16 protein-coding genes, 2 rRNA genes, 8 pseudogenes and 1 riboswitch are annotated in these 25575 nt (G+C 42.1%); of the genes and pseudogenes, 6 read left to right on the top strand and 20 right to left on the bottom strand.

Annotation, left to right across the window (positions count from 1 at the left end):
- The first annotated feature begins 113 nt into the window (after positions 1-113).
- Positions 114-1371 (top strand): annotated as a pseudogene (gene bcbE, locus M5V91_RS02870) (bacillibactin exporter BcbE).
- A gap of 36 nt (positions 1372-1407) precedes the next feature.
- On the opposite strand, the gene M5V91_RS02865 reads toward bcbE, so the two are convergent.
- From M5V91_RS02865 to M5V91_RS02825, 10 genes and pseudogenes are all read right to left on the bottom strand, one after another.
- The gene (locus M5V91_RS02865) at positions 1408-2169 is read right to left on the bottom strand and encodes an alpha/beta fold hydrolase (RefSeq protein ID WP_026041652.1); all 762 of its coding nucleotides are present in this window, start codon (positions 2167-2169) and stop codon (positions 1408-1410) included.
- Between the two features lie 112 nt (positions 2170-2281).
- The gene (locus M5V91_RS02860) at positions 2282-2407 is read right to left on the bottom strand and encodes a hypothetical protein (RefSeq protein WP_256815309.1); all 126 of its coding nucleotides are present in this window, start codon (positions 2405-2407) and stop codon (positions 2282-2284) included.
- A 281-nt stretch (positions 2408-2688) separates the two neighbouring features.
- Positions 2689-2745: a hypothetical protein gene (locus M5V91_RS30255; protein WP_369425971.1), complete on the bottom strand. Its 57-nt coding sequence runs from the start codon at positions 2743-2745 to the stop codon at positions 2689-2691.
- 165 nt (positions 2746-2910) lie between these two features.
- Positions 2911-3141, bottom strand: a complete 231-nt coding sequence (locus tag M5V91_RS02855) for a protein YuzH (protein WP_157380208.1) — start codon at positions 3139-3141, stop codon at positions 2911-2913.
- 112 nt (positions 3142-3253) lie between these two features.
- Positions 3254-4067, bottom strand: a pseudogene (locus tag M5V91_RS02850) (DUF2935 domain-containing protein).
- A gap of 141 nt (positions 4068-4208) precedes the next feature.
- The gene (locus M5V91_RS02845) at positions 4209-5054 is read right to left on the bottom strand and encodes a GNAT family N-acetyltransferase (RefSeq protein WP_284521708.1); all 846 of its coding nucleotides are present in this window, start codon (positions 5052-5054) and stop codon (positions 4209-4211) included.
- 269 nt (positions 5055-5323) lie between these two features.
- Positions 5324-7194: pseudogene (locus tag M5V91_RS02840) on the bottom strand (PTS fructose transporter subunit IIABC).
- 1 nt (position 7195) lies between these two features.
- On the bottom strand, positions 7196-8125 hold the full coding sequence (pfkB, locus tag M5V91_RS02835) for a 1-phosphofructokinase (protein ID WP_019380464.1): 930 nt from the start codon (positions 8123-8125) through the stop codon (positions 7196-7198).
- A pseudogene (locus M5V91_RS02830) lies at positions 8122-8873 on the bottom strand (DeoR/GlpR family DNA-binding transcription regulator). The gene pfkB and the pseudogene M5V91_RS02830 overlap by 4 nt, the downstream one beginning before the upstream one ends.
- Before the next feature lie 424 nt (positions 8874-9297).
- Positions 9298-9573: a DUF2188 domain-containing protein gene (locus M5V91_RS02825; protein ID WP_019380466.1), complete on the bottom strand. Its 276-nt coding sequence runs from the start codon at positions 9571-9573 to the stop codon at positions 9298-9300.
- Between the two features lie 269 nt (positions 9574-9842).
- On the opposite strand from M5V91_RS02825, the gene M5V91_RS02820 reads away from it, so the two are divergent.
- The 3 genes and pseudogenes from M5V91_RS02820 to bioB all read left to right on the top strand — a co-directional run bounded on the left by M5V91_RS02820 (position 9843) and on the right by bioB (position 13061).
- Positions 9843-11264, top strand: coding sequence for a M28 family metallopeptidase (locus tag M5V91_RS02820; protein WP_284521707.1), 1422 nt, complete (start codon positions 9843-9845; stop codon positions 11262-11264).
- Between the two features lie 55 nt (positions 11265-11319).
- A pseudogene (locus M5V91_RS02815) lies at positions 11320-12044 on the top strand (biotin transporter BioY).
- 24 nt (positions 12045-12068) lie between these two features.
- Entirely contained in the window at positions 12069-13061 is a 993-nt protein-coding gene (bioB, locus tag M5V91_RS02810) for a biotin synthase BioB (protein ID WP_009333451.1), read from the top strand.
- Between the two features lie 50 nt (positions 13062-13111).
- Here the strand turns inward: bioB and M5V91_RS02805 are convergent, their stop codons facing one another.
- From M5V91_RS02805 to M5V91_RS02780, 6 genes and pseudogenes are all read right to left on the bottom strand, one after another.
- Complete coding sequence (locus M5V91_RS02805) at positions 13112-14149, bottom strand: ribonucleotide-diphosphate reductase subunit beta (RefSeq protein ID WP_284521706.1); 1038 nt, start codon at positions 14147-14149, stop codon at positions 13112-13114.
- A gap of 11 nt (positions 14150-14160) precedes the next feature.
- Positions 14161-16382 (bottom strand): annotated as a pseudogene (locus M5V91_RS02800) (ribonucleoside-diphosphate reductase subunit alpha).
- A 134-nt stretch (positions 16383-16516) separates the two neighbouring features.
- Positions 16517-16710, bottom strand: a riboswitch (cobalamin riboswitch).
- Positions 16711-16838: 128 nt separating this feature from the next.
- A complete protein-coding gene (locus M5V91_RS02795; RefSeq protein ID WP_256815313.1) occupies positions 16839-16967 on the bottom strand; it encodes a hypothetical protein in 129 nt (42 codons plus the stop codon).
- A gap of 175 nt (positions 16968-17142) precedes the next feature.
- Positions 17143-19564: pseudogene (locus tag M5V91_RS02790) on the bottom strand (heavy metal translocating P-type ATPase).
- Positions 19565-19718: 154 nt separating this feature from the next.
- Positions 19719-19925: a copper chaperone CopZ gene (gene copZ / locus M5V91_RS02785; RefSeq protein ID WP_251175011.1), complete on the bottom strand. Its 207-nt coding sequence runs from the start codon at positions 19923-19925 to the stop codon at positions 19719-19721.
- Between the two features lie 17 nt (positions 19926-19942).
- Positions 19943-20283: pseudogene (locus M5V91_RS02780) on the bottom strand (metal-sensitive transcriptional regulator).
- 166 nt (positions 20284-20449) lie between these two features.
- Here M5V91_RS02780 and M5V91_RS02775 point away from each other — a divergent pair.
- Complete coding sequence (locus M5V91_RS02775) at positions 20450-20599, top strand: hypothetical protein (protein ID WP_009336785.1); 150 nt, start codon at positions 20450-20452, stop codon at positions 20597-20599.
- A gap of 37 nt (positions 20600-20636) precedes the next feature.
- On the opposite strand, the gene M5V91_RS02770 is transcribed toward M5V91_RS02775, so the two are convergent.
- Positions 20637-20816: an H-type small acid-soluble spore protein gene (locus M5V91_RS02770; protein WP_009336786.1), complete on the bottom strand. Its 180-nt coding sequence runs from the start codon at positions 20814-20816 to the stop codon at positions 20637-20639.
- A 240-nt stretch (positions 20817-21056) separates the two neighbouring features.
- Between M5V91_RS02770 and M5V91_RS02765 the strand changes: the two genes are divergently transcribed.
- Complete coding sequence (locus tag M5V91_RS02765) at positions 21057-21680, top strand: LysE family transporter (protein WP_009336787.1); 624 nt, start codon at positions 21057-21059, stop codon at positions 21678-21680.
- 430 nt (positions 21681-22110) lie between these two features.
- Here M5V91_RS02765 and rrf read toward each other — a convergent pair.
- The 3 genes from rrf to M5V91_RS02750 all read right to left on the bottom strand — a co-directional run bounded on the left by rrf (position 22111) and on the right by M5V91_RS02750 (position 25423).
- A 5S ribosomal RNA gene (rrf, locus tag M5V91_RS02760) occupies positions 22111-22227 on the bottom strand.
- Positions 22228-22363: 136 nt separating this feature from the next.
- Positions 22364-25297: ribosomal RNA gene (locus M5V91_RS02755) — 23S ribosomal RNA — on the bottom strand.
- Complete coding sequence (locus tag M5V91_RS02750; protein ID WP_258760818.1) at positions 25292-25423, bottom strand: hypothetical protein; 132 nt, start codon at positions 25421-25423, stop codon at positions 25292-25294. The genes M5V91_RS02755 and M5V91_RS02750 overlap by 6 nt, the downstream gene beginning before the upstream one ends.
- Positions 25424-25575: the final 152 nt, after the last annotated feature.

Genomic DNA, 25575 nt, shown 5'->3' with positions numbered 1-25575 from the left:
ATTTTTCCAGAATTTGAATTTTCCCATAAAAAGACAGAGGTTTTTCTAGTTAGTTTTCCTGCAATTAGCTCATATTAAGACTAGTTTGATTAACGAAAAGGAAGGTCAGAAATATGGAGCATGTTGAAAATTTACAATCTGTAAATTCCAAAGCTAAAAAGAAGTCAGGTGATGATGTTCATAACCAAAAATGGGCCATTCTTTCACTTTCTTCAATTCCTCTCGTTATGACACTTGGGAATTCCATGCTGATTCCTGTACTGCCGGCGATGGAAAATAAACTAAATATTTCTGCATTCCAATCCAGCATGATTATTACCGTTTATAGTATTGTAGCCATTATTTTGATTCCAATCGCAGGCTTTTTATCGGATCATATCGGCCGTAAAAAAGTCATTATACCAAGTCTGTTCATTGCAGGAATTGGCGGGCTGATCTCCGGATGGGCGGCATGGAAAATGGCGGATGCTTATTGGATCATATTAGCTGGGAGGGCATTGCAGGGTGTTGGGGCAGCTGGTGCGGCACCAATTGTTATGCCTTTAGTAGGGGATATGTTTAAAAATGATGATGATGTCAGCAGTTCCCTTGGACTTATTGAAACTTCCAATACTTTTGGAAAAGTTCTATCGCCTATACTTGGAGCATTTCTTGCAGGGTTTATATGGTTTTTACCGTTTTTTTCGTTTCCGGTTTTTTGTACGATTTCAATCCTGCTGGTTTTCTTTCTTGTAAAAACGCCAAATAAAAGAGAAGAGCCGCTTCCTCTAAAGAAATTTTGGAGCAATATCAAGGATACCTTTAAAAACAACGGAAAATGGCTATATGCTATTTTCTTAATAGGTGCCATTCTTATGTTTGTGCTTTTTGGGATACTTTTTTATTTATCTGATGTGCTTGAAAAGACATACGATATTAAAGATGTTAAAAAAGGGCTTCTCCTAGCTGTCCCGCTTGGCGCACTATGCCTTTCCTCCTATCTGACAGGAAAAAAATAAAAGAAAATAAAATACTGATGAAGTGGATCATATTTTTAGGCTCAGTGCTTGTGGCAGCTGCCACTGCAATCTTAAGCTTTTCAAACAACATGTGGTTTATGATCAGCATGTTCCTGTTTGCCGGAATTGGCATAGGCGTTGCATTGCCTTCGTTGGATGCACTGATTACCGAAGGAATTGCAAAAGAAGAACGTGGAACCATTACTTCTTTATACAGTTCAATGAGGTTTATAGGCGTTGCCGGAGGCCGCCGGCCATTGCCATTCTGATGAAGCATTCTGATCAAGGGCTTTTTTATATATTAAGCGGGATAACCATTCTTGCTGCCCTAGCAGCCATTATAGCAATCAAACCTGACGCAAATGAGGGCTAAAAAAATCCGTATCGTGCAATGACGATACGGATTTTTTTATTTAAAATGCTGCTGTACAAAACCAGTTACAACCTGGTTGAAAAGCTGCCACTTTTTGGTTGGCGCCTGGTGGGAAACACCTTTGATTATTGCCGCCTGAAAGCTGACATATCTCCTATAGCTCCTAATATGCTGATTAACAAAATCTCTTGATCCATATATCAGGAGAAGGGGGACACTCAAGTTCCTCAGGCGATCCGTGCATGAGTAGTGGAGCGACCTATCGTAAAATTGAAACCACATAGTATGATTCGCCTTTTTCATGTGTTCCAGAATATCTTTTCTGACTTTTGGATCATTTGTGTGACTTGCTGCTATTACATACCGCAGAAAACCCGGAAAATGTTTCACGAAATACATTCCCATTATATGCTCATATTTGAAAGTTTCTGATAAAACCTCTGGAAATCCGCCAGACAGTATGACTCCAAGTGTCCTTTCAGGAAAAGAAAGAGCAAATTCCTGAGCAATTATGCCTCCAGAGGAATAACCCAGGATAACGGCTTTTTCAATTTCCAAGTGGTCTAATACAGCTTTAACCTCTTCTGCATAGCCCTGAATGGTTACTGTTTTCTCGGGACCGATGGTATCTCCATTCCCGCTTAAATCAGGAAAAACAACCTGAAAATGCTCAGCCAGCAGGCCTTGATAATAAAATACCTTTCTCCCCATGGCAGGCGGATGTATAAAGATTATCGGTACCCCTTTTCCCATCGTTTCATAAAATATCTTTGTATCCTCATAAATACATGCTGGCACAAGAATCGTCCTTTCCATTCACAAAACATAGATGGCTCAAAAGCCTCCTGTTCCATATAAAAATGGGACAGTTTTAGTCTGCCCCATCTCGGTCAATTCTTTATTTCCAACATCAGTTAGGTCTTGTCTTCTTAGCTTTTTTGCTTTGCTGATCAAGCTCTTTTGAGAACTCCATATCGTTTATGCTCTTGTTTGTGCTCTGCAATCCAGATTTAGTCTTAATATTGCGTTTTGTCATGTTAATCCTCCTTTAAAGTACTGCCATTATAGTATGGCACATTAGGATTCGAATCATTATGGATTTTCAGCTGGAATCTGCATATACTATAAGTAATCATGCGATTATGCTTATTTCCGTGACTTTCTGAACCGTATATGATATTCTTGAATTAAGAATATGAATAAAAAAAACGACCGCAGGTGTTGCCGCACCCACGGTCATTCGCAATAGTCGTTCCCTTAGGGGATCGGCCTGTCAAAGACATAGACCTCTCCCTCAATTGTCAGATCAAGGGAGGTCTATTTTTTATGGTTAAAAGTCATGACAGCAATGATCAGACTAGAAAAGGAAATCATCATCATGATCGATTCGAAAACTGTCAAAAGGCATCACCCCTTTCATACGGGGCTAGCCGACCACCCTTGAGAAACTCCCATTGCTTCTTTATTATAACACAACCTTGTCCATTAGGTCGAACATGTGTTCTATTTTAGGAAAATTGATTCTTCTTTCCTATTTTTTCAAGTTTCACTATCTTTATCGCCTGCAGATTTCCTTTGTAGATATCCACGAAGAAAACCCATTTCTTTATTAAGCAAATACTCCATTTCCTCCATCTGCTGCTTAGCAATTAACTGCGGACTGCCTGTCCATTCAGCACTGTGGATAAAATAATAATTCTTTATTCTTTTAAAAATGATGACCGCTTCAGGATAACAGTCAAACAATCCCTTTACCTGATTTCTCCGCATGTAACTCCATCTTACCAGTTTCATGATATCAGCCTTTTTATACTCTTTTTACCCAGAAAACACTGACGCATGTTCTTAATGCAAAAAAACTGCCAAATTGGCAGCATTGAATTTATTCTTTAAGCCTCGGCTTTGCCGGATCACATTTCGGTTTTTCAGACTGAGTGGACTCAGCAAGCTTTGACAGGTAATAGCATTCTTCACGGTACATGTGATCAGCCATTAAAGCTGCAAATGTCCCCAATGCCTCTTTGCTCAATTCAAGCTCCTCAATTTCATTGAGAAAGTTCATAAACAAAGATATTTCAAGTGCAACATCGCTGTTGAACTTTTGAAGTGCCGGGAATGACTCAACATTCGTCCGAAGGAAGCCGGACATTTCAACCGCCTTTAAATAGAATGCTTCAAAATCCCTTGTATAGCCATCACTGATTTTTTTATTTTCTTCTCAACACTTTCCATATTATCTGATATGGCTCCAGCATGGCCAGCTGCATCCAGAAGCCAGATTAAATGGTGGTGAAGCTCATGAAATACAGGCGGGACTTCCCTTTTTTTAAATATTGAAGGACAAGCATATATTCTTCAAGTTCATTGACCATATGGTTTATAAAAACAGGACCAAGATGAATGGAAATTTTCCCTATCAGATGACGTTCAAGTAGGTTCAATTTAAATTCCCTGAGCTTTTTAGCTTCCTGTTCTGCCCTCCGGCTCAATTGCTCCAGGTTATCCACTTTAACCCTTCCTAATAGCTGATCGAAGGTTTGTATAAAGTAATTTGCTCTTTCAATGCTGTCTTTTTCCTTTGGTGATAGTGAATCATGTATGAAGCGTGCATGATCACCCAAAATCTGAAGCCAAAATCCATGTTCAAATTTTGCAGCATTTTCAAATCCAGCAGCCAAAATATCTCCCCTTTCCATCTTACTCATAAAAACATATCAGTAACCATTAGAAATTATGCCTATAAGCACGAATCTCAAAAATTAATTGGTAACTTATTTTTTTGCAGAAAGGGGGAATCTTAACTAGGAATCATGCATCCTATAGTGTTTTTTTCATCATTACCTGGCCAATCTTTTTTCAAATCCCATATTAAGCAAAGCTTTCGATGCGGGATTGGAAACAGAAATATTAACTGCAGTGAAATCAATCGAATCATCCTGATCAAGGAACAGCTGGCCCAGAATACTTTCAGTCATTGCCTCATATGCACTGCCATCCGTAAAATTTAGCTGATAAATAATAATGCGTTCTGTACGTCCTGCTGCTTCCAGCACTCTTTTGTATAAAATATAGCCTTCCTCTTTCCCATCTTCACTCATAAGCACAGCAGCTTCCCCTTGTTTCGCACTTTGCCACTGGCACTGCCAGGCAGCATCGCTGTCATAAAAGCTGATTGACTGAAGCTGTTCAGGATATATCTTTTTTATTGCTAAATGGCTTTCCGTCAATGGGCCTATTTCTTTATGTGTTAGCTTCTTGTTTAGATAAAGCAATTGATCAGTAATTGCATAGCCGGCTTTTTTGTACAGCTTAATCGCTCTCTCATTTTCTTCAATTGCTTCAAGAACAGCAGTGTGTACATTTTCAGCTTTATATATGCTAAGCACCTCTGACATCATGGCTGCAGAAAGACCTTTTCCCCTGTATTGTGGTGCGATCCCGGTGCCTCCGTTCCAGGCAATTTTCCTGCCGTTAATCTCACGGAACCCATTCAATATGATTCCGCAAGGTTCGCCGTGCATAAAAACGACAATGGATTTTTCAGGCGAAAGTCCCTCAGATGCGATTCGATTAACAAAGGCCTGGATATCCATTTTTATTGGAACTATATAACCTTCAAAGCCTTTATTCCAGGCAGTCAGCGCCTCCTCCAGGGTAACTTGAGAAAGTTTTTTTATTTTCATAAACGCTCTCCTTCATGTGTTTTCTGATGTTTTACTTGGTGTGCATCTAATGGCTGGTTATTTATGTTTGTTCCCTCTTCTAATAACAATGATAATGGCCATGGTTTCACACCTCCAATTATACAGACTGGATAGTTTATTTATTCATAAAATAAAATAGACTGATTAGTTTATTTTAATTTAATCATTTATTTTCAGTTTTTTCAATCTTTTCTAAAAGGAATTTTCTAAAAAAAGCCGATACATTAAGTACCGGCTTTAGTTATTCATTATTTATTTAAAGGTTTTTTCAGAAACCCGATAAGGATCGCAGACAAAAGAGCACCTGCTATTATTCCTGCAAGGTAAATTCCCCATGGGCCATCGACGAGAGGGACGACAAAGACTCCGCCGTGCGGTGCCCTTAATCCGACTCCAGCCATCATTGAGATGGCACCTGCCACGGCTGATCCTGCCATGATGGACGGGATGACACGCAATGGATCTGCTGCTGCGAACGGGATTGCGCCTTCTGTGATAAACGAAAATCCCATGATGTAATTTGCTTTTCCTGCATCCTGTTCCTGTTTTGAAAATCTATTTTTGAATAAAGTAGTAGCAAGCGCGATGGCAAGAGGCGGAACCATCCCCGCCGCCATAATGGCTGCCATTGGTTCATATACTCCATTTGCAAGCAGCCCTGTACCAAATACGTAAGCCGATTTATTAACCGGGCCGCCCATATCAAATGCCATCATCAGCCCAAGGACTACTCCAAGCAATACAGCATTTCCAGTACCAAGACCTGAAAGCCACTCGGTGATAGCAGTATTTAATGCGCCAACTGGTTTGTTGACAACATAAAGCATCAGCAATCCCGTGAACGCAATTCCAAAGAGCGGATAGAGCAAAATCGTTTTAATTCCTTCAAGTGATGAAGGCAGACCAGCAAAGACTTTTTCAACCCAACTACTACATAACCTGCAAGGAAGCCGGCTATGATGCCGCCAAGGAATCCAGCGCCTCCAGATGCTGCCATCATTCCGCCGACTGCGCCTGCAGCAAAGCCGGGACGGTCAGCAATACTCATGGCAATGAACGCTGCAAGTATTGGAACAATCAATCCAAATGCATTTCCTCCCCCAATGGTCATCAGTGCTTCTGCGATAGGATGATACGACGGATCATTAGGATCTGCTGCTTTATATCCGAACATAAAGGAAATGGCAATGAGTATTCCGCCGCCAACAACAAATGGAAGCATGTTGGAAACCCCATTCATCAAATGCTTATAAATTCCTGCTTTTTGTTCTTTTTTATTATCTGCTTTTCCGCTGCTGTCCGCGCTTCCGCCCTTGTATACCGGCGCATCCTGCTTTAGCGCTTTTTCGATTAGTTCCTGAGGTTTTCGGATGCCATCAGCAACTGCCGTTTCAAGGACATGCTTCCCGCTGAATCGCTCCATCTCAACCTTTGTATCTGCTGCGACTATAACTGCTGCCGCATTCGCGATTTCTTCTGGTGTCAGAACATTTTTAGCACCGCTGGAGCCATTTGTTTCAACTTTAATATCAACGCCCATTTCAGCTGCCTTGGCTTTTAGGGAATCAGCCGCCATATAAGTATGGGCAATTCCTGTTGGGCAGGCTGTTACAGCAACAACAAATCGTTTACTGTCTGCAATATTTTGGACTTCCTCTTCTTCTGTCTCGTCATAGCTGTCTATAATTCCAATAACTTCGTCTGCAGAAGCAGCATTTTGGAGTTTTTTGCGTGCTTCCTCGTTCATTAGTATTGATGAAAGCCTGGATAGAGCTTCCAGATGTGTATTGTTTGCTCCTTCCGGGGCTGCAATCATAAAGAATAGATGTGCGGGCTGACCGTCAAGTGATTCATAATCCACTCCTGCTTCTGATTTGCCGAATGCAATAGCAGGCTCCTTGACCGCACCAGTTTTTGCATGCGGAATGGCTATTCCGTCACCGATACCTGTTGTGCTTTGTTCTTCCCTTTTTATAATTGCATTCTTAAAGGCAGAACTGTCATGAAGCTTTCCTGCTTGATCAAGCTGGTTTACCAATCCATTTATGGCATCCATTTTGCCTATTCCGCTCAATGAGAGCAGAATCGTATCTCTTGTCAGTAATTCTGTTATTCTCATCCTAAATCTCCCCTTTTAGGCTGACCTTTTCAATCGAAACCTGAGAAAGCAATTCCTCTGCTTTTTCCTTTGTGCAAAGACCAAGTGAAAAAGCCGTAGCGCTTCCGGAAGCAACACTGTATTGAAAAGCCTTTTCTATATTTTTGTTTTTTTCATAAGCTGCAAGAAATCCGGCTACCATGGAATCTCCTGCACCTACAGAACTTTTCACTTCCCCATTTGGAACGCTTGAAATATACGCTGCTTCATCAGAAATCAAGACTGCTCCCTTGCCGGCTAATGAAACAATTACATTCTGTGCGCCCATTTCTACAAGTTTCTGTCCATATGGGATAACTTCTTTTGCGGAAGTAAATTCTGTCTTGAATAAATCACCTAATTCATGGTGATTAGGCTTTATTAAAAACGGTTTGTATGGAAGGACCTTTTTCAGTAATTCTCCCTCTGCATCCACCACAAAAGCCGTCCCGTTTTCTAAACAAATTCTTACCAGCTCTTCATAAGTTGATTCCGGCAATGTAGATGGAATGCTGCCAGCCAGAACAAGCAAATCTTCTTCTGATAGGCTGCGGATCTTATTTTTCAGATCCTCGAAATTCCTTCCTGAAATGGCCGGCCCTTTGGCATTGATTTCTGTTTCCGTCTTTGTCTTGATCTTTACATTGATTCTTGTGTCACCAGCAACTTGGACAAAGTCAGTTTGAATATTCTCCTTGTTTAAGCAATCAACAATATACTCTCCTGTAAATCCGCCTGCAAAGCCAAGGGCCTTGCTTTTAACATCCATTCTGTTCAGCACTCTGGAAACATTTATCCCTTTTCCTCCAGGGAACTTTGTATCATGCTGCATGCGGTTAAGACCGCCGACTATTATCTCATCCAATTCTAAGATGTAGTCCACTGACGGATTTAGCGTCAATGTGTGTATCATGCTGTCACGACCTTTATTGTAGTTTTGCTGATATAAGGCTCTTGCTGATCCTCATTCAGTTCATTAGTAATAATTGCTGCTGTATGCAAATCGGCAATCTTGGCAAATGCGATTTCTGAAAACTTCGTATCATCGGCAAGCACGAATGCCTCCCTTGAAAGCGAAATGGCCATTTGCTTAATCATGGCCTCATCCTGATCCGGTGTGGTGTATCCGAATTGAGGATGGATGCCATTAACCCCCATAAAACATTTATCAAATCGATAATTTTCGAGGCTTTCCAATGCCCCCTGCCAATGATGGCTTTTGTCTGGCTCTTGGCAAAACCGCCAATTAAAAACGTTTTTATATTTCGTTCCAGCAATGCGTTGATATGCATTAATCCGTTCGTTACAACTACAATTTCTTTTGCAGGCAAGAAAGGAATCATTTCAGTAACTGTCGAGCCTGCATCCAGATAGATGGAATCACCTTCTTCAACAAGACTTGCAGCATATTGGGCGATTTGGCGCTTTTGCTGAAGGTTTCTGGCGGATTTTTCAGACATGCTGGGTTCCTGGAGCTTTCCCTGAAGCCTGGCAGCCCCTCCATGTATCCTTTTTAAGTATTTTCCTTCCTCAAGCTGAGTCAGGTCCCTTCTGATTGTTGATTCCGATGTTTCTGTCATATCAACGAGATCCTGAATTTTCACTACACCTTTTTCTTTTAAAAGCTGCAGAATCAATTTGTGGCGCTCTGGTGTTAACAAAACATCACCCCCTGGAATGTGTTGCTCCTCTTGATTACATCATACTGAAACCGATTGCAAAAATCAATCATTTTCATTCAAAAACAATCAAAAGCGTTCAAATATCGAACGTTTTTGATTGTTTTACGATTATTAACTCAATAATTATTAAAATAGTAGAATATTTTAAATATATTAAAATAATAGTTTGCTCTATCCGTCTGATTATGCTAGAATCAAAAATAACAATATATAGTTTCTTGTTCAACCACAGATACTATATATTGTTTTAATTTAAGAATTAACTCGTTCCAAGGTCTCTTTTTTGATCCGCTTTCTTTTTGAAAGCGGAATTTTTTTGTTTTGGAAATAGAATCTCTTTCCATTAGCCTTCCAGAACAGGAAAAGAGCACTGCTCAATGGCAGTGCCCTTCTATAAGACCGATTATTTATCTTCATAATTTACGAGATCATCTATTTTTCCATCTTCATTATGCAGTATTGCCATTGTCCCCGCTTCTTCTGCCATGCTCTTCGCTTTCTCCACCGCTTCTGACTGTGACTCTGCAGTATACTCAGGCTCGTTTTGCCCTTCCTTTTTGACTGCCCATCCTTCCTCATCGTGCGGTACTACATGGAATCTTGCTTCATCTGTACCTGCTCTGTCCTTAAAATATTGTTCCTGTTCATCACTGTGAATGTTGCTTTTACGATTTGCCATGTTTATACCTCCTTTATATAAATGAACTTTCATCTATCGATGAGTACTATCACTTTACCCTTTTAGGGAGTAAAAAAACACAAAGTCTCTCGCCATAAACAGTAATAATTTCCCAATAGATTTTGTCTTTTATTATATAAATTTGACACATAGTGTCGCAAAAATAGGCTTACCCCATAGGAATTAGTACTCTATTCAAAAAATACCATTTTCTACTAAACTAGGAATCGTTAGGGAATCGAAAAACCACTAAATTTCAGGAGGGTATTATGTCAAGAAATAGTCGAAAATCTCCCAAGATATTAGCAGCGGCTCTAGCAGCTTCTTTAGCTTTTGGCACAATCGGGTATGCTGCCCCGCTAAGTAATGAAAATGGAAATTCATCCCACTCGCAAGATCAGAAGATTATTGCCAGAGTAAATGCTGAACGTGCTATCGAACACGTGAGGTATCTATCGGAAGAAATCGGGACAAGACCCGGCGGATTAGAAAATGAAAAAAAATCGGCAGAGTATATTGCCAATACACTCAAAAGTTATGGCTATGATGTTGAATTTCAATACTTTCCAGTAGCAGATCAATTCATAGGCAGTGCAGCATTTGAAGATGGGACGGTATGGGAAATGGGCGCTGCACCAAACGGAGCAATCAGCGATACGCCAGTTCATGCAGAAGTCATCTTTGTGGAAAATGAGAATTTCCAGGGAGCCGAAGGTAAAATAGTTCTTCTGGCTCGAGCAGATACTACAGCCGGATACCGAGAGCAGGTAGCCAAAGCAGTTGAGGCAGGGGCAGCTGGTGTGATTCTCCAAAGCCTTGTTGGAAGCCGCGGCAATTACGGACAAACTTTTAATCCTAACCTTACATCGGAATATGATATCCCGGTTTTTGGGGCTTCCTATATTCATGGAGAATGGCTCAAGGAACAAATGGAGCAAGGTGCAGTTGAGCTCTCCCTGTCAGCAAAACATTATAAGGATCTAAAATCGGTAAATGTAATTGCAACCAAGGAAGCTAAATCAAAAGATGAAGATACAAAAGAGGTTATACTAGGTGCCCATCATGATAGTGTGGTGGGTGCTCCAGGTGCGAATGATAATGCTTCCGGTGTAGGGTTAATGCTTGAACTTGCCAGAGTTTATAAAGGATACAATACAGACAAAACCCTTAAATTCATTGCATTTGGATCTGAGGAACGCGGACTTTTAGGAGCAAGATATTATGTAGATCAGTTAACAGAGACACAAAAAGATCAAATAGAAGCTGTTTTTGTTCCTGATATGGTTGCTACAAATTATGAAAAGGCTACAAACCTATATGCCATGACACCAGACGGCAGCCAAAACATTGTAACTTCTTCAACTGGTCAAGCTGGGGCACGCTTGGGCAATTCGGATATTCTCCCAGGCAAATTCGGATCGAGTGACCATGTTCCTTTCCATAATGCCGGCATTCCTGCGGCCCTTTTTATCTGGATGGGCATAGACAGCTGGGATCCGCTTGTTTACCATATTGAAAAAGTCTATCATACACCGCAGGATACTATCGAAGATAATATCTCTGCAGAAAGAATGCAATCAGCACTTGATATCATCGGTTCCGGACTTTTTGATGTTGTCCGAAAAAAACACAAGGCAATAATTAATGCTTTTATCCAGCCGCTGGCCAATTGCCGGCGGCTGGTTTATTAGCAAAAAGAAACTCCATGCCTAACCCCGATTTCTTCTCTCCTAACCTCCATTCAATATGCCATACCATACGTTTACACACCTTAACCAAATATATATGTTAACCTATTATAAAATTAAGTTGACAATAAACGTTTGCTGCTATTATTCTAAATTGTATAAATACAAATCTATCAGGAGGCATTTTATGAAGACAGGTTTAAGAACGATTGATTTAACATTGGCTGGCATGTTTGTTGGCCTAATGGCGGTTGGAGCAAATATCACTTCATTTGTCCCATTTTTAGTTATTGGGGGAGTGCCTATTACTTTGCAGACTTTTTTGCCATTCTGGCAGGGGCTATTTTAGGTAGCCGATTAGGGGCTATTACTATGGCTGTCTATGCTTTTGCCGGGCTTGCAGGCGCCCCTGTATTTTCAAAATTCGGCGGCGGTTTTGCTTCCTTATTAAGCCCCACTTTCGGTTTTATCTTATCGTTTATAGTAACAGCCTATGTCACCGGCAAATTGATAGAAAAGAAAAAATCTGTTCCGGTGTATATTACTGCAGCTTTAATCGGAATGGTGATCAATTATGTTTTTGGGACGAATTGGATGTATATGGCCTATAAACTTTGGTTTACAGCACCTGAGGGATTTACCTATCATTTGGCATGGCTGTGGATGGCGGTCCCCCTTCCAAAAGACATAATTCTCTCTGTTTTTGCCGGGTTAATGGCCCATCGTCTGGAGCATAGAGTATTTGCAAGCAGTCAGTTCAGAAAAATGAACCGAGCAGCATAAACAATTTTACTAAGGAGGATACATATGAATTTCCAACAGTTAGCACTTGACGTACTGGAAGGACATGAACTTACAGACTCGGAGGCAATGGATGTTTTAAATTGTCCAGATGAAGAGCTGCTGAATCTATTGCACAGCGCCTATAAAATCCGCCATCATCATTATGGGAATCATGTTAAATTAAATATGATTATTAATACCAAATCAGGCCTATGTCCTGAAAACTGCGGCTATTGCTCACAATCCAGCATCTCAACAGCACCTATTGAAAAATACAGGATGATGGATAAGGAATCTATCATCCAGGGTGCAAAACAGGCACATCAGCTAAATGTTGGAACCTATTGCATCGTTGCAAGCGGAAGAGGTCCGAGCAATAGGGAGCTAAATGAAGTAATTTCAGCGGTTAAAGAAATTAAGGATAACTATAACATGAAGGTCTGCGCCTGTCTCGGGCTTCTAAAGCCTGATCAGGCTGATAAGCTCAAGGAGGCTGGGGTCGACCGCTATAATCACAATATTAACACTTCTGAAAATCATCATGAGAGCATCACTACCTCCCATACATACCGTGACAGAGTCAATACGGTCCAATTAATAAAGGACGCAGGTATTTCACCGTGTTCCGGGGTAATTATTGGCATGAAAGAAACCAGGGAAGACGTCGTAGCGATGGCCAAAAGCCTAAAAGCCCTGGATGCCGACTCAATCCCGGTTAACTTTTTGCATGCAATTGATGGGACGCCCTTAGAAGGGACAGATGATTTGAATCCCCGCTATTGTCTGAAGGTGCTTTGCCTGATGCGTTTTATCAATCCATCAAAGGAAATCAGAATATCCGGAGGCAGAGAGGTGAATCTTAGGAGCCTTCAGCCGCTCGGGCTTTATCCTGCTAATTCTATTTTCGTAGGAGATTACTTAACCACAGCAGGTCAGGAAAGCACAGCGGATCACCAAATGCTGAAGGATCTGGGTTTTGAGATTGATTTTGTATCTGGGGAACCAGTATTCTCATGAAAAAAAGATTCTGCGCAACAGCAGAATCTTTTTTTATATCCGGATAAGGTTTATAATTCATCAAAGCCATTATCAATTTGAACTTTTGTATATTGCCGCGATTTTTGTTCAAAGAAATCGGACTTCCCATGGTCAACCTGCTCATAAGCTACTATCCAGCGGAGCGGATTGGTCCGGTAGCCTTCAAACGGCCGTTCATATCCCAGCTGATTGCAGCGGATATTGGCATAAAATTTGATATAAGCTTCAACGTCAGACAGCAGGATGCCTTCTGTTTTGCTGCCGATCACATCGCGGGCCCATTCAATCTCCAGTTCAGCAGCTCTTTTAAAAGTCTCCTGGACGAATTTACTTAATTCATTAGTATTAAGTTCCGGATTTTCCTGCAGAATTTCTTTAAAAATTTTAACAAACAAATCTACATGAATTTGTTCATCCCGGTTGATGTAATTAATCATCGTTGAGGTGGCTACCATTTTCTGATTTCTGGCCAGGTGATAAAAGAATGCAAAGCCTGAATAAAAGAAAAGCCCCTCCAGAACGACATCAAACACAATAGATTTAAGCAGGTTCTCTGTACTTGGATTCTCAGCAAAATCTTTATATCCGTTCACAACAAATTCATTTCTTTCAGCTAATATAGGTTCTGTACGCCAGAATTCAAAAACCTCATCCTGTTTTTGTTTGGGAACAAGGCTTGATAGAACATACGAATATGAGTGATTATGAATCACCTCCTGCTGTGCAAGTATGATCATGAGTGCCGATATGCTTGAGTCGGTAATATAATCAGCAACTTTTCCGGCATAATCCGTCTGGATACTGTCGAGCAATGCAAGCAGGCCAATAATTTTCAAAAATGCCTCTTGTTCACTTTTCGTTAATTCCGGAAATTGCTTAATGTCCTGTGACATGTTTATTTCAAAAGGCGTCCAAAAGTTAGCGAGCATTTTTTTATACTTTGGATAGGCCCAGGAGAAGCGTACATCATCCCAATTAAGAATATTGGAGCATTCCCCATTGATGATTGATGTTGATTTGTTTGGCGCCGATTGATTAATAATTGGCCGTTTTTCTAGAGTATTCATAACGTCCTCCTTTAGCTTGAGCAAGATTCACAGTCTTCAATCTCAGATGAAGTTGATCGGATATAATACGTTGTTTTTAATTTTTTCTTCCATGCTGAAAGATGCAGATTTAAAAGATCGATTGCTTTAATATGGTTCGGTATATAGAAATTAAATGAAATAGCTTGATCTATATGTTTTTGTCTGTTTGCATTCTGCCTGATGCTCCACTCCTGGTTAATATGATAGGCAGATTTGTAATACCAAATGGTCTCACTGTTAATATCGGGAGCTGTCACAGGGATCCGATAATCCTTTTCTCTTCGGAGTACTGCTTGTTGAATATAGGATCAATACTTGGAGTGCTTCCTGCAATTAAAGCAGTTGATGCATTAGGTGCAACCGCCAGCAAATAGGCATTTCGAACACCGTTTTCACTTACCTCTTTGCTCAATGCAGCCCAGTCCATGTCTGACTCTGCCTCCAGATATCCCCTCTTTTCAAAGTAAGCACCCGTTTCCCAATCAGAACCTTTAAAGGCTGAATAGCTTCCTTTTTCTTTAGCCAGATCCATAGAACTTTTTATCGCTAAAAAAGCAATTTGCTCATATAGAATGTCAGCGAATTTTTCTGCTTCTTCGCTTTCCCATGTGATTTTTTTCAGTGCAAGAAGGTGGTGCCATCCAAAAGTCCCCAGTCCAATCGCACGGTACTTCTGGTTTGTGATCTGGCCCTGAGGCACCGGAATACTATTAATATCAATGACATTATCAAGCATTCGCACCTGAATTGGCACAAGCCTTTCAAGTACTCCCTCACTTATGGCCCTTGCAAGATTGATGGATGAAAGATTGCAGACAACGAAGTCTCCTGGATGTTTTTCGATAATAATTCTCCCATCCCTTGTATATTCTTCAACCCTCTTTGTAACACTTTGGTTTTGTACAATCTCAGTGCACAGGTTTGTACAATAAATCATTCCGCAATGTGAATTGGCATTTTTCCGATTTACTTCATCCCGGTAAAACATAAATGGTGTCCCTGTTTCAAGCTGGCTTCTCATGATGGATTTCATTATATCGATGGCAGGCACTTTTTCCCTTGATAGATTCGGGTTATCTATACACTCTTTATATTTCTGGCGGAATGAACCTTCGCCTTCACCTTCATCATAAAAATCCTCCAGTGAAAAGCCCATTACCTTGCGGACTTCATGGGGATCAAATAAATACCAATATCCCCGGCTTTCCACTTTTTCCATAAACAAATCCGGAATGCAGACACCTGTGAATAAATCATGTGTCCGTTGCCGTTCATCTCCATTATTAAGCTTTGCATCAAGAAACGAGAAGATATCTTTATGCCAGACATCCAGATAGACGCTTATAGCACCCTGCCTCTGTCCAAGCTGATCAACACTGACTGCTGTGTTATTCAGCTGCTTCATCCAGGGAATCACACCTGAAGATGCACCCTTAAATCCTTTAATATCACTTCCTCTGCTGCGGATCTTCCCTAAATATACTCCGATTCCCCCGCCATTTTTAGACAGTGATGCAATATCGGTATTGCTGTCATATATAGAATCAAGACTGTCATCAACGGTCTCAATGAAACAGCTTGAAAGCTGTCCCCAGTTTTTCCCTGCATTAGCGAGTGTTGGCGTGGCAACAGTCATATACAAACCACTCATTGCCCAGTAAGCTTCTTTAATGAGTTCAAGCCGCTTACCCTTCGGCTCCCTTTTCATCAGCACCATGCTGATGATCATGAACCGTTCCTGTGGAAGCTCATAAAGATTTTTCTGTTTGTCCCTGGCAAGATATCGGTCAGCCAGCATTTTCAACCCCAAATATGTAAATAAGCGGTCATTTTCTTTCTTTATGAATTGGGCAAGTTCATTTATCTCATCCTTTGAATACACATCTAATAAATCCTGGTCATAAATTCCTAAAGCCGTCAGCCGTTCAATTAACGTATAAAAATGTTTGTAGCAATCATCCGGCTGGCATTCTCTATTTTTTCCTGACTCAGTATAGAGCTTCTTAAGAAGCAGACGTGACGCGGCAAAAGTCCAATCAGGCTCATCAATACTGATAAAAGATAAACAATCCAGTATAAACTGGTCATACATTGTTTCCGCTCCCAGCTGGCTCATTTCTTCATACCTTTTTAATAGGTGCTCTATGCCGAGCTGTGGAAATTCTGTCTTAAGTTCTTCTAAAATTTCTATCGGTTGTATGGTTTGGACCATCTTACTTCCTCCTAAAGGCAAAATAAAAATCCGCCCGGAAAATGAGCGGATCAAACGATAGTATAATAGCTGGAAGAAGATGAATAAACGGCCATTACGCGATCGTTTCATCATCTCAATCCCCGAAGATATGAAACTTTCGATCGCCCTGGCAGGTCTCCTGGCTTGTGCTTCACTCTACTTAAAGCCCTTCCCATACAAACGCCATAAAGCGTTTTGTACAGTGGCATGCTCTTTTCGTCTGCACTTACAGTTGCGGGGACAGCTTCGGTTTTACACCGAATTCCCTATTAAGTCCTCATAGGACACCAATCACGATCTATATGTAGTTTTTATTCTTTTTAATATATACTATATATTGTAGATGATTCTATCATATAGAGAAATAGATTACAAATTTTTAATCGTTAATGGACGAAAAAGAACAGGGGGGATATTCCCTCTGTTCTTTATTTCTCACTCATGATTTTCCATTTCAATATCATGAGATACCGGCTCAGGGGTAGCCCAAAATGAATCATATACAGCATACCCTGCCATTACAAGAACGAGATACGCAATCGCTGCACCTGCCCATTTTTTCATTTTATCTGCTCCTTTTAATAAAACGTTTTTTCATTTATCGCAGTCTAACGGACAGTATGACCCCACTACAGGGCTCAGAGGAGTCCATGGAGGATGAGTGGGTCAACTGCCCATTGAGGCCCGATTTGTTCAACTAACAATCAGCAGAGAAAAAGAATTCCCGCTGATTGAAGTTTCACTTTATTTTTACTCTTTGTAAACGAAGTGCGTTTAAAACGACAGATACGGAGCTGAACGCCATTGCGGCGCCGGCAAGCCAAGGTGCAAGGAACCCTAATGCAGCTACTGGGATGCCAAGGGTATTGTATGCAAATGCCCAGAAAAGATTTTGTTTTATATTCCTAATGGTTTTTTTGCTCATTAGGATGGCGTCTGCAATACTATTTAAATCCCCTCTCATTAGCGTAATATCAGCTGCTTCCATCGCAACGTCTGTACCGGTTCCGATCGCCATACCAATATCAGCTACAGCAAGTGCAGGTGCATCGTTTATGCCATCGCCGACCATAGCTACTTTTTTCCCTGGTTCTGAAGTTTTTTTACTTCTTCTGCCTTGCCTTCAGGTAGAACCTCTGCAATTGCAGAGTCTATGCCCACTTCATCAGCTATTGCCTGAGCCGTACGTTTGTTATCTCCCGTAATCATAATGACTTCAATGCCCAGTTTCCTTAAGCGTTTGATTGCATCTCTGGATGTTTCCTTTATTGTATCCGCAACTGCCACGATACCTGCATATTTGCCATCAACCGCGACAAGCATTGCCGTTTTTCCATTTTCCTCCAGTGTTTCCATATCAAGTTTGGCTGACTGGACATTAACGTCGTATTTGTCCATTAATCTTCTTGTACCTATCAGGAGATCTTTTCCATCCACTCTCGCTTTTATTCCATACCCCGGAATAGCTTCAAATTCAACTGGATTAAATAGCATGATTCCTTTATCCTTTATTCCCTTTACTATCGCTTCAGCCAATGGATGCTCAGACTGTTTCTCCGCTGACCCTACAAGCTGGAGAAATGTTTTTTCTTCAACGTTGTGTTCTATAATCACATCTGTTAATACCGGTTTGCCATGTGTAACTGTTCCAGTTTTATCAAGAACGACTGCAGTGATTTCGTGCGTGAGCTCCAGGTGCTCTCCGCCTTTGAAGAGAACCCCATATTCCGCTGCCCGGCCTGAGCCGGCCATTATAGAGGTTGGCGTCGCCAGACTAGAGCACATGGACATGCAATTACCAGGACAGCAATCAATTTTTCGAGTGCTTCTGCAAAATTTCCAGGACTTACCCATATATACCACACCAGGAATGTAACCACTGCTATGGCCACTACAATGGGAACGAATATCCCAGAGATTCTGTCTGCCATTCGCTGTATAGGGGCTTTTGAACCTTGCGCTTCTTCAACCACTTTAATAATCTGTGACAATGCTGTATCTTTGCCGACTTTAGTGGCTTTAATTTTCAGGAAGCCATTTTTATTAATGGTGGACCCAATAACTGTATCTCCTGCTGTTTTATCAACAGGTACACTTTCCCCTGTCAGCATGGATTCATCTAAAGCAGACTGTCCTTCGATAATCTCACCATCAACTGGAACTTTTTCACCTGGCTTTACATATATGATTTCCCCAGCAATGACTTCTTCAAGGGAAATTTCAATTTCTTCCCCTTCCCTTAAGACAGTTGCTGTTTTTGCCTGCAGCCCCATAAGCTTTTTGATTGCTTCAGAAGAACGTCCCTTAGCCCGGGCTTCAAACAGCTTGCCTAAGATTATTAATGTTATAAGGATAGCACTTGTTTCGTAATAAAGTTCCACCATATGTGCATTGCTGCCAATTGATAAAATTGATTGGTATAAGCTATAGAAAAAAGCAGCAGAAGTTCCGAGTGCAACCAGCACATCCATATTGGCGCTCTTATTTTTTAATGCCTTATATGCCCCGACATAAAATTGCTTTCCTATGAAAAATTGTATCGGTGCTGCAAGAGCCAGCTGTACCCACGGATTCATAAACATATCGGGAACATAAATAAATGATGTAAACTCGAAATGTCCAACCATGGACCAGAATAAAGGGATGGAAAGAATTAAAGAAAAAATAAACTTGCCTTTTTGTTTCTCAATTTCCTTTTCCCGATATCCCTCGATATCCTGGTCTTTATCCATTTTCACTTTCGCCTGATACCCTAGATTCTCCACTTTCTTTATCATGTCCTGAATGGAGATTTGTTCAGGATTATATTCCACAGTGCCCGTTTCAAGAGCCAGATTGACTACAGCTTGTTTGACGCCTGGAAGCTTATTAAGTCCCTTTTCAATCCTTCCAGAGCAAGCAGCGCAAGTCATGCCCAGCAATTCGAACTCTGCTTTCTCAGATACGACCGAATAACCTAAATCCTCAATTTTTTTCTCAAAAGCTTCGACAGAAGTTACTTCAGGATTATATTTAATTGCTGCTTTCTCTAAAGCAAGATTGACACTTGCTTCTTGGACGCCATCCAGCTTATTTAATCCTTTCTCAATTCGAGACGAACAGGCAGCACATGTCATGCCTGATATTGGAAGGTGAACCTCTTTAAGGGCTGCATCAACCATAACTCCCACTCCTTTATTAAACGATGTTCCTCACAATTTGTATACTATACCCATCTACCCTATATGTCAACCAAATAAATCCAGACAAATTACTCATTTTATTTACTAAAAAAAGAGAACGTGTATTTTGTTCACACGTTCTTTCCCGATCCTATTACTCTACATCATAGCCTTGATCATCAATTGTTTCTTTGATTTGCCCAAGTGTAACTGCTGATGAGTCAAATTGAACCTGCACCTGGCCATTATCAAGGTCAACTGCTACTTTATCAACACCATTTAGTTTGCCGACACTGCCTTCTACCGCTTTTACACAATGTCCGCATGACATTCCGCTAACTTTTAAAGTGATATTTTCCATAATATTTAAACCTCCAATTATTTTTTCATTAGTTTTTGAATAGTGACTAAAAATTCATCAAGCACTTCTTGATCGCCTTCATGGATTCTTTCAACTACACAGCTTTTCAAATGGCCTTCGAGCAAAAGCTTCGCTACGCTATTCAAAGCGGACTGGGTTGCAGAAATTTGTGTTATTATATCGTCACAATACACGTCTCTGTCAATTAGTCCTTTTATTCCGCGTATTTGACCTTCAATCCGATTTAAACGGGTTGTCAAATTCTTTTAACTTTTTCTGAGTGATGACTTTTTCGTTCCGATTCGATCGAACAGCAGCTTTCAGACAATAAATCCTCATTTTCCAGTTCAAAAGCCATTTGATCAGCCTCCTTTATATTTATTATATTATACCCCGGTATCCTATGTAAAGGCCTGTGCTCAAAATGAAATAAATTACGGATTTTTATGTACAATTTCCCTTTCATGATATTTAAAATCTCTGTTTATACTAACGGAAACACTTTATTAAAGGAGGCAGCTAATGTGGAAAGAAAGCATAAAAATCCAGAAGACACGGGCAAAGATTTATATGGGATCGATAAAGATATCAGCCTGCAGTCAGTAAATTTTGCTTCTGCTGAGAATCAATATTTAAATGAACGTACACAAACTGAGTCCAATCAGGAAATATAGAGTTAAAAGCCGCCAACATGGCGGCTTAAGATCATCTTTACAATTCTGTCAGTTCTCCAATTTCTACCTCGGATCTTTCTTCAAGTGGACCGCGCAAATGTACCGTAGCTGTTCTTCCATCCTCATTCAGCTTATCGATCCACACAGAAGCACCATTGTATTTTACTTCGATATCTGCTGATGATGAAAGAATTTGCTTCACACGTTTTGCATCCATAAGTAACACTCTCCTCTGCATTTTTCATTTTATTTTTTGCATGGTCGAGAAATTTATGCTTTACTTTGTCAAAAAGTGAAGTGAGTAAGCCTTCGATTTTTGATCAAGGTCTATATGGACTATGGCATCTGATTAAAATCTGCTGTTCATAACTTGCTCTGGATTAAAAGTTGTCCTATCCTTCCAATACACTGAATACACTTTGTACAAATAGGTTTTGGAGTTAGGAGCTGTACACTTATGAGCATTTTTCTAAGCTATGTTTTCTTGGGTCTGTCGCTTGCAGCGCCAATCGGTCCAATCAATGCTGCACAGTTGGATAAAGGAATAAAAAATGGGTTTTTCCATGCCTGGCTGGTGGGGCTGGGAGCTATGACAGCAGATGCCATATATATGGGGGCTGTTTATTTGGGGGTTGTACACTTTCTTGAGATACCATTCATGAAAGCATTCTTATGGTGCTTTGGATTTTTCGTCCTTGTATACACAGGAGTTGAAACCCTGACAAGTGCCGGCAAAGTCGTTTCAAGCTATAGAACCAAAGATGAATCTAAAATTAAATCCTTTATGTCGGGTTTTCTCATGTCTTTGTCAAATCCTTTAACTATACTGTTTTGGCTTGGCATCTATGGTTCCATTCTGGCCAAAACAGCAGCCGAGTATGACAAGGCTCATGTCATTTTATACAGCGGTGCAATTTTCACTGGGCTTCTCCTCTGGGACATAACGATGGCTGCCGTCGCCAGCAGCTTTAGAAGATTTTTAACCGGAAAAATTCTCGCTTTAATTTCCATATTATCTGGCTTATCGCTGATTGGCTTTGGGATTTATTTTGGGATACAGGCTTATAAACTTTTGTTGTAATACATATTCCATCCATTCAGACAAGGGGGCGAAAAACAGATAATTACGTGCTGAAATATCAATCTGAGCTGCAGGATGGCCAAAGGTATGAATTCTTTGAAGCTGCATTACAGTTAATATGGTTGTCTGTCAAGTTTGGGGATTTATCTGACATGAATTAAGTTTTATTTAGCATGTCTAAGAGTTGACCTAACTGGTTTTCATTTTTATCTTACATGTTTTGGTGTTTATCTCACATTTGGCACAATACTTCTTTGCTGAGAACAAATTTAACACATAAAACAGGAAGTTAAATAGGAGTGAAGCATATATAATTCATTTCTGGCGCTTATACGAATGAAAGTGACGCATATATGTGCCAAAGTGAAGCATAAACTGAAAATCATCCAAACATACAAAAAAAGAGCACCCATCAGGTGCTCTTTCATATGCCCGGCAGCGTCCTACTCTCACAGGGGGACAGCCCCCAACTACCATCGGCGCTGAGAAGCTTAACTTCCGTGTTCGGTATGGGAACGGGTGTGACCTTCTCGCTATCGCCACCGGACTATGTAATTGAAGAAACTTCGTTCCCTCAAAACTAGATAATGTATGAAGAAGCATTTGCCGAGTATTCACCAATGACTTGTCTAGCTTCGGCTCCTAACTTCTCTCGAAGTTGACAGTCGCCTCCGCTTTTCGTTTTGGTTAAGTCCTCGATCGATTAGTATCAGTCAGCTCCACATGTCGCCACGCTTCCACCTCTGACCTATCAACCTGATCATCTTTCAGGGATCTTACTAGCTTGACGCTATGGGAAATCTCATCTCGAGGGGGCTTCATGCTTAGATGCTTTCAGCACTTATCCCTTCCGCACATAGCTACCCAGCGATGCCTTTGGCAAGACAACTGGTACACCAGCGGTGCGTCCATCCCGGTCCTCTCGTACTAAGGACAGCTCCTCTCAAATTTCCTGCGCCCACGACGGATAGGGACCGAACTGTCTCACGACGTTCTGAACCCAGCTCGCGTACCGCTTTAATGGGCGAACAGCCCAACCCTTGGGACCGACTACAGCCCCAGGATGCGATGAGCCGACATCGAGGTGCCAAACCTCCCCGTCGATGTGGACTCTTGGGGGAGATAAGCCTGTTATCCCCGGGGTAGCTTTTATCCGTTGAGCGATGGCCCTTCCATGCGGAACCACCGGATCACTAAGCCCGACTTTCGTCCCTGCTCGACTTGTAGGTCTCGCAGTCAAGCTCCCTTGTGCCTTTACACTCTGCGAATGATTTCCAACCATTCTGAGGGAACCTTTGGGCGCCTCCGTTACTTTTTAGGAGGCGACCGCCCCAGTCAAACTGCCCACCTGACACTGTCTCCCGCCCCGATAAGGGGCGCGGGTTAGAATTTCAATACAGCCAGGGTAGTATCCCACCGACGCCTCCACCGAAGCTGGCGCTCCGGCTTCTCAGGCTCCTACCTATCCTGTACAAGCTGTACCAAAATTCAATATCAGGCTACAGTAAAGCTCCACGGGGTCTTTCCGTCCTGTCGCGGGTAACCTGCATCTTCACAGGTACTATAATTTCACCGAGTCTCTCGTTGAGACAGTGCCCAGATCGTTACGCCTTTCGTGCGGGTCGGAACTTACCCGACAAGGAATTTCGCTACCTTAGGACCGTTATAGTTACGGCCGCCGTTTACTGGGGCTTCGATTCAAAGCTTCGCTTGCGCTAACCTCTCCTCTTAACCTTCCAGCACCGGGCAGGCGTCAGCCCCTATACTTCGCCTTGCGGCTTCGCAGAGACCTGTGTTTTTGCTAAACAGTCGCCTGGGCCTATTCACTGCGGCTCATCAGGGCTATTCACCCTAATGAGCACCCCTTCTCCCGAAGTTACGGGGTCATTTTGCCGAGTTCCTTAACGAGAGTTCTCTCGCTCACCTTAGGATTCTCTCCTCGCCTACCTGTGTCGGTTTGCGGTACGGGCACCTTTTCCCTCGCTAGAGGCTTTTCTTGGCAGTGTGGAATCAGGAACTTCGGTACTAAATTTCCCTCGCCGTCACAGCTCAGCCTGTGTGGTAACGGGATTTGCCTCGTTACCGGCCTAACTGCTTGGACGCGCTAATCCAGCAGCGCGCTTACCCTATCCTCCTGCGTCCCCCCATTGCTCAAACGGTAAAGAGGTGGTACAGGAATATCAACCTGTTGTCCATCGCCTACGCTTTTCAGCCTCGGCTTAGGTCCCGACTAACCCTGAGCGGACGAGCCTTCCTCAGGAAACCTTAGGCATTCGGTGGATGGGATTCTCACCCATCTTTCGCTACTCATACCGGCATTCTCACTTCTAAGCGCTCCACGGGTCCTTGCGATCCCGCTTCAACGCCCTTAGAACGCTCTCCTACCACTGACATCGTAAGATGTCAATCCACAGCTTCGGTGATACGTTTAGCCCCGGTACATTTTCGGCGCGGAGTCACTCGACCAGTGAGCTATTACGCACTCTTTAAATGGTGGCTGCTTCTAAGCCAACATCCTGGTTGTCTAAGCAACTCCACATCCTTTTCCACTTAACGTATACTTTGGGACCTTAGCTGGTGGTCTGGGCTGTTTCCCTCTTGACTACGGATCTTATCACTCGCAGTCTGACTCCCATGGATAAGTCTTTGGCATTCGGAGTTTGTCTGAATTCGGTAACCCGATGGGGGCCCCTAGTCCAAACAGTGCTCTACCTCCAAGACTCTTACTACATGAGGCTAGCCCTAAAGCTATTTCGGAGAGAACCAGCTATCTCCAAGTTCGATTGGAATTTCTCCGCTACCCACACCTCATCCCCGCACTTTTCAACGTGCGTGGGTTCGGGCCTCCATCCAGTGTTACCTGGACTTCACCCTGGACATGGGTAGATCACCTGGTTTCGGGTCTACGACCACATACTCATTCGCCCTATTCAGACTCGCTTTCGCTGCGGCTCCGTCTCATCAACTTAACCTCGCATGTAATCGTAACTCGCCGGTTCATTCTACAAAAGGCACGCTATCACCCATTAACGGGCTCTAACTACTTGTAGGCACACGGTTTCAGGATCTCTTTCACTCCCCTTCCGGGGTGCTTTTCACCTTTCCCTCACGGTACTGGTTCACTATCGGTCACTAGGGAGTATTTAGCCTTGGGAGATGGTCCTCCCTGCTTCCGACGGGATTTCTCGTGTCCCGCCGTACTCAGGATCCACTCTGGAGGGAACGAAGTTTCAACTACAGGGCTTTTACCTTCTCTGGCCGGCCTTTCCAGACCTGTTCATTTACCTCGTTCCTTTGTAACTCCGTGTAGAGTGTCCTACAACCCCAAGAGGCAAGCCTCTTGGTTTGGGCTAATCCCGTTTCGCTCGCCGCTACTCAGGGAATCGCGTTTGCTTTCTCTTCCTCCGGGTACTTAGATGTTTCAGTTCCCCGGGTCTGCCTTCTATACCCTATGTATTCAGGTAAAGATCCTATCCCATTACGGATAGGGGTTTCCCCATTCGGAAATCTCCGGATCAAAGCTTACTTACAGCTCCCCGAAGCATATCGGTGTTAGTACCGTCCTTCATCGGCTCCTAGTGCCAAGGCATTCACCGTGCGCCCTTTCTAACTTAACCTACTTCGGCCAATGATAAGCGGCGAATCTCTGCGTCAGCTCCGTCACTGTGCTCCTCACGTACTCTCGTACGCTCCGGTGCTCGTTCGGTCGCTTCCTTGATCTTCTTGCTTCTCATTGCCCTCATGGTTTGTGCTCTTACTTCGTTTTAAAACAAAAATAAGAGAAAAAACTAAGATGGCGATTACTCGGTTATTGCTTCTTCATTATCATTATCTAGTTTTCAAAGAACGAATCTTTCATTGAGAGATTGAACTCTCAAAACTAAACGAACAAAAC

The sequence above is a fragment of the Cytobacillus pseudoceanisediminis genome (genome assembly GCF_023516215.1).
Lineage (GTDB): Bacteria > Bacillota > Bacilli > Bacillales > Cytobacillaceae > Cytobacillus > Cytobacillus pseudoceanisediminis.
Note: the sequence above shows the minus strand (reverse complement) of the source record. Positions and strands in the feature narration are given on the sequence as shown.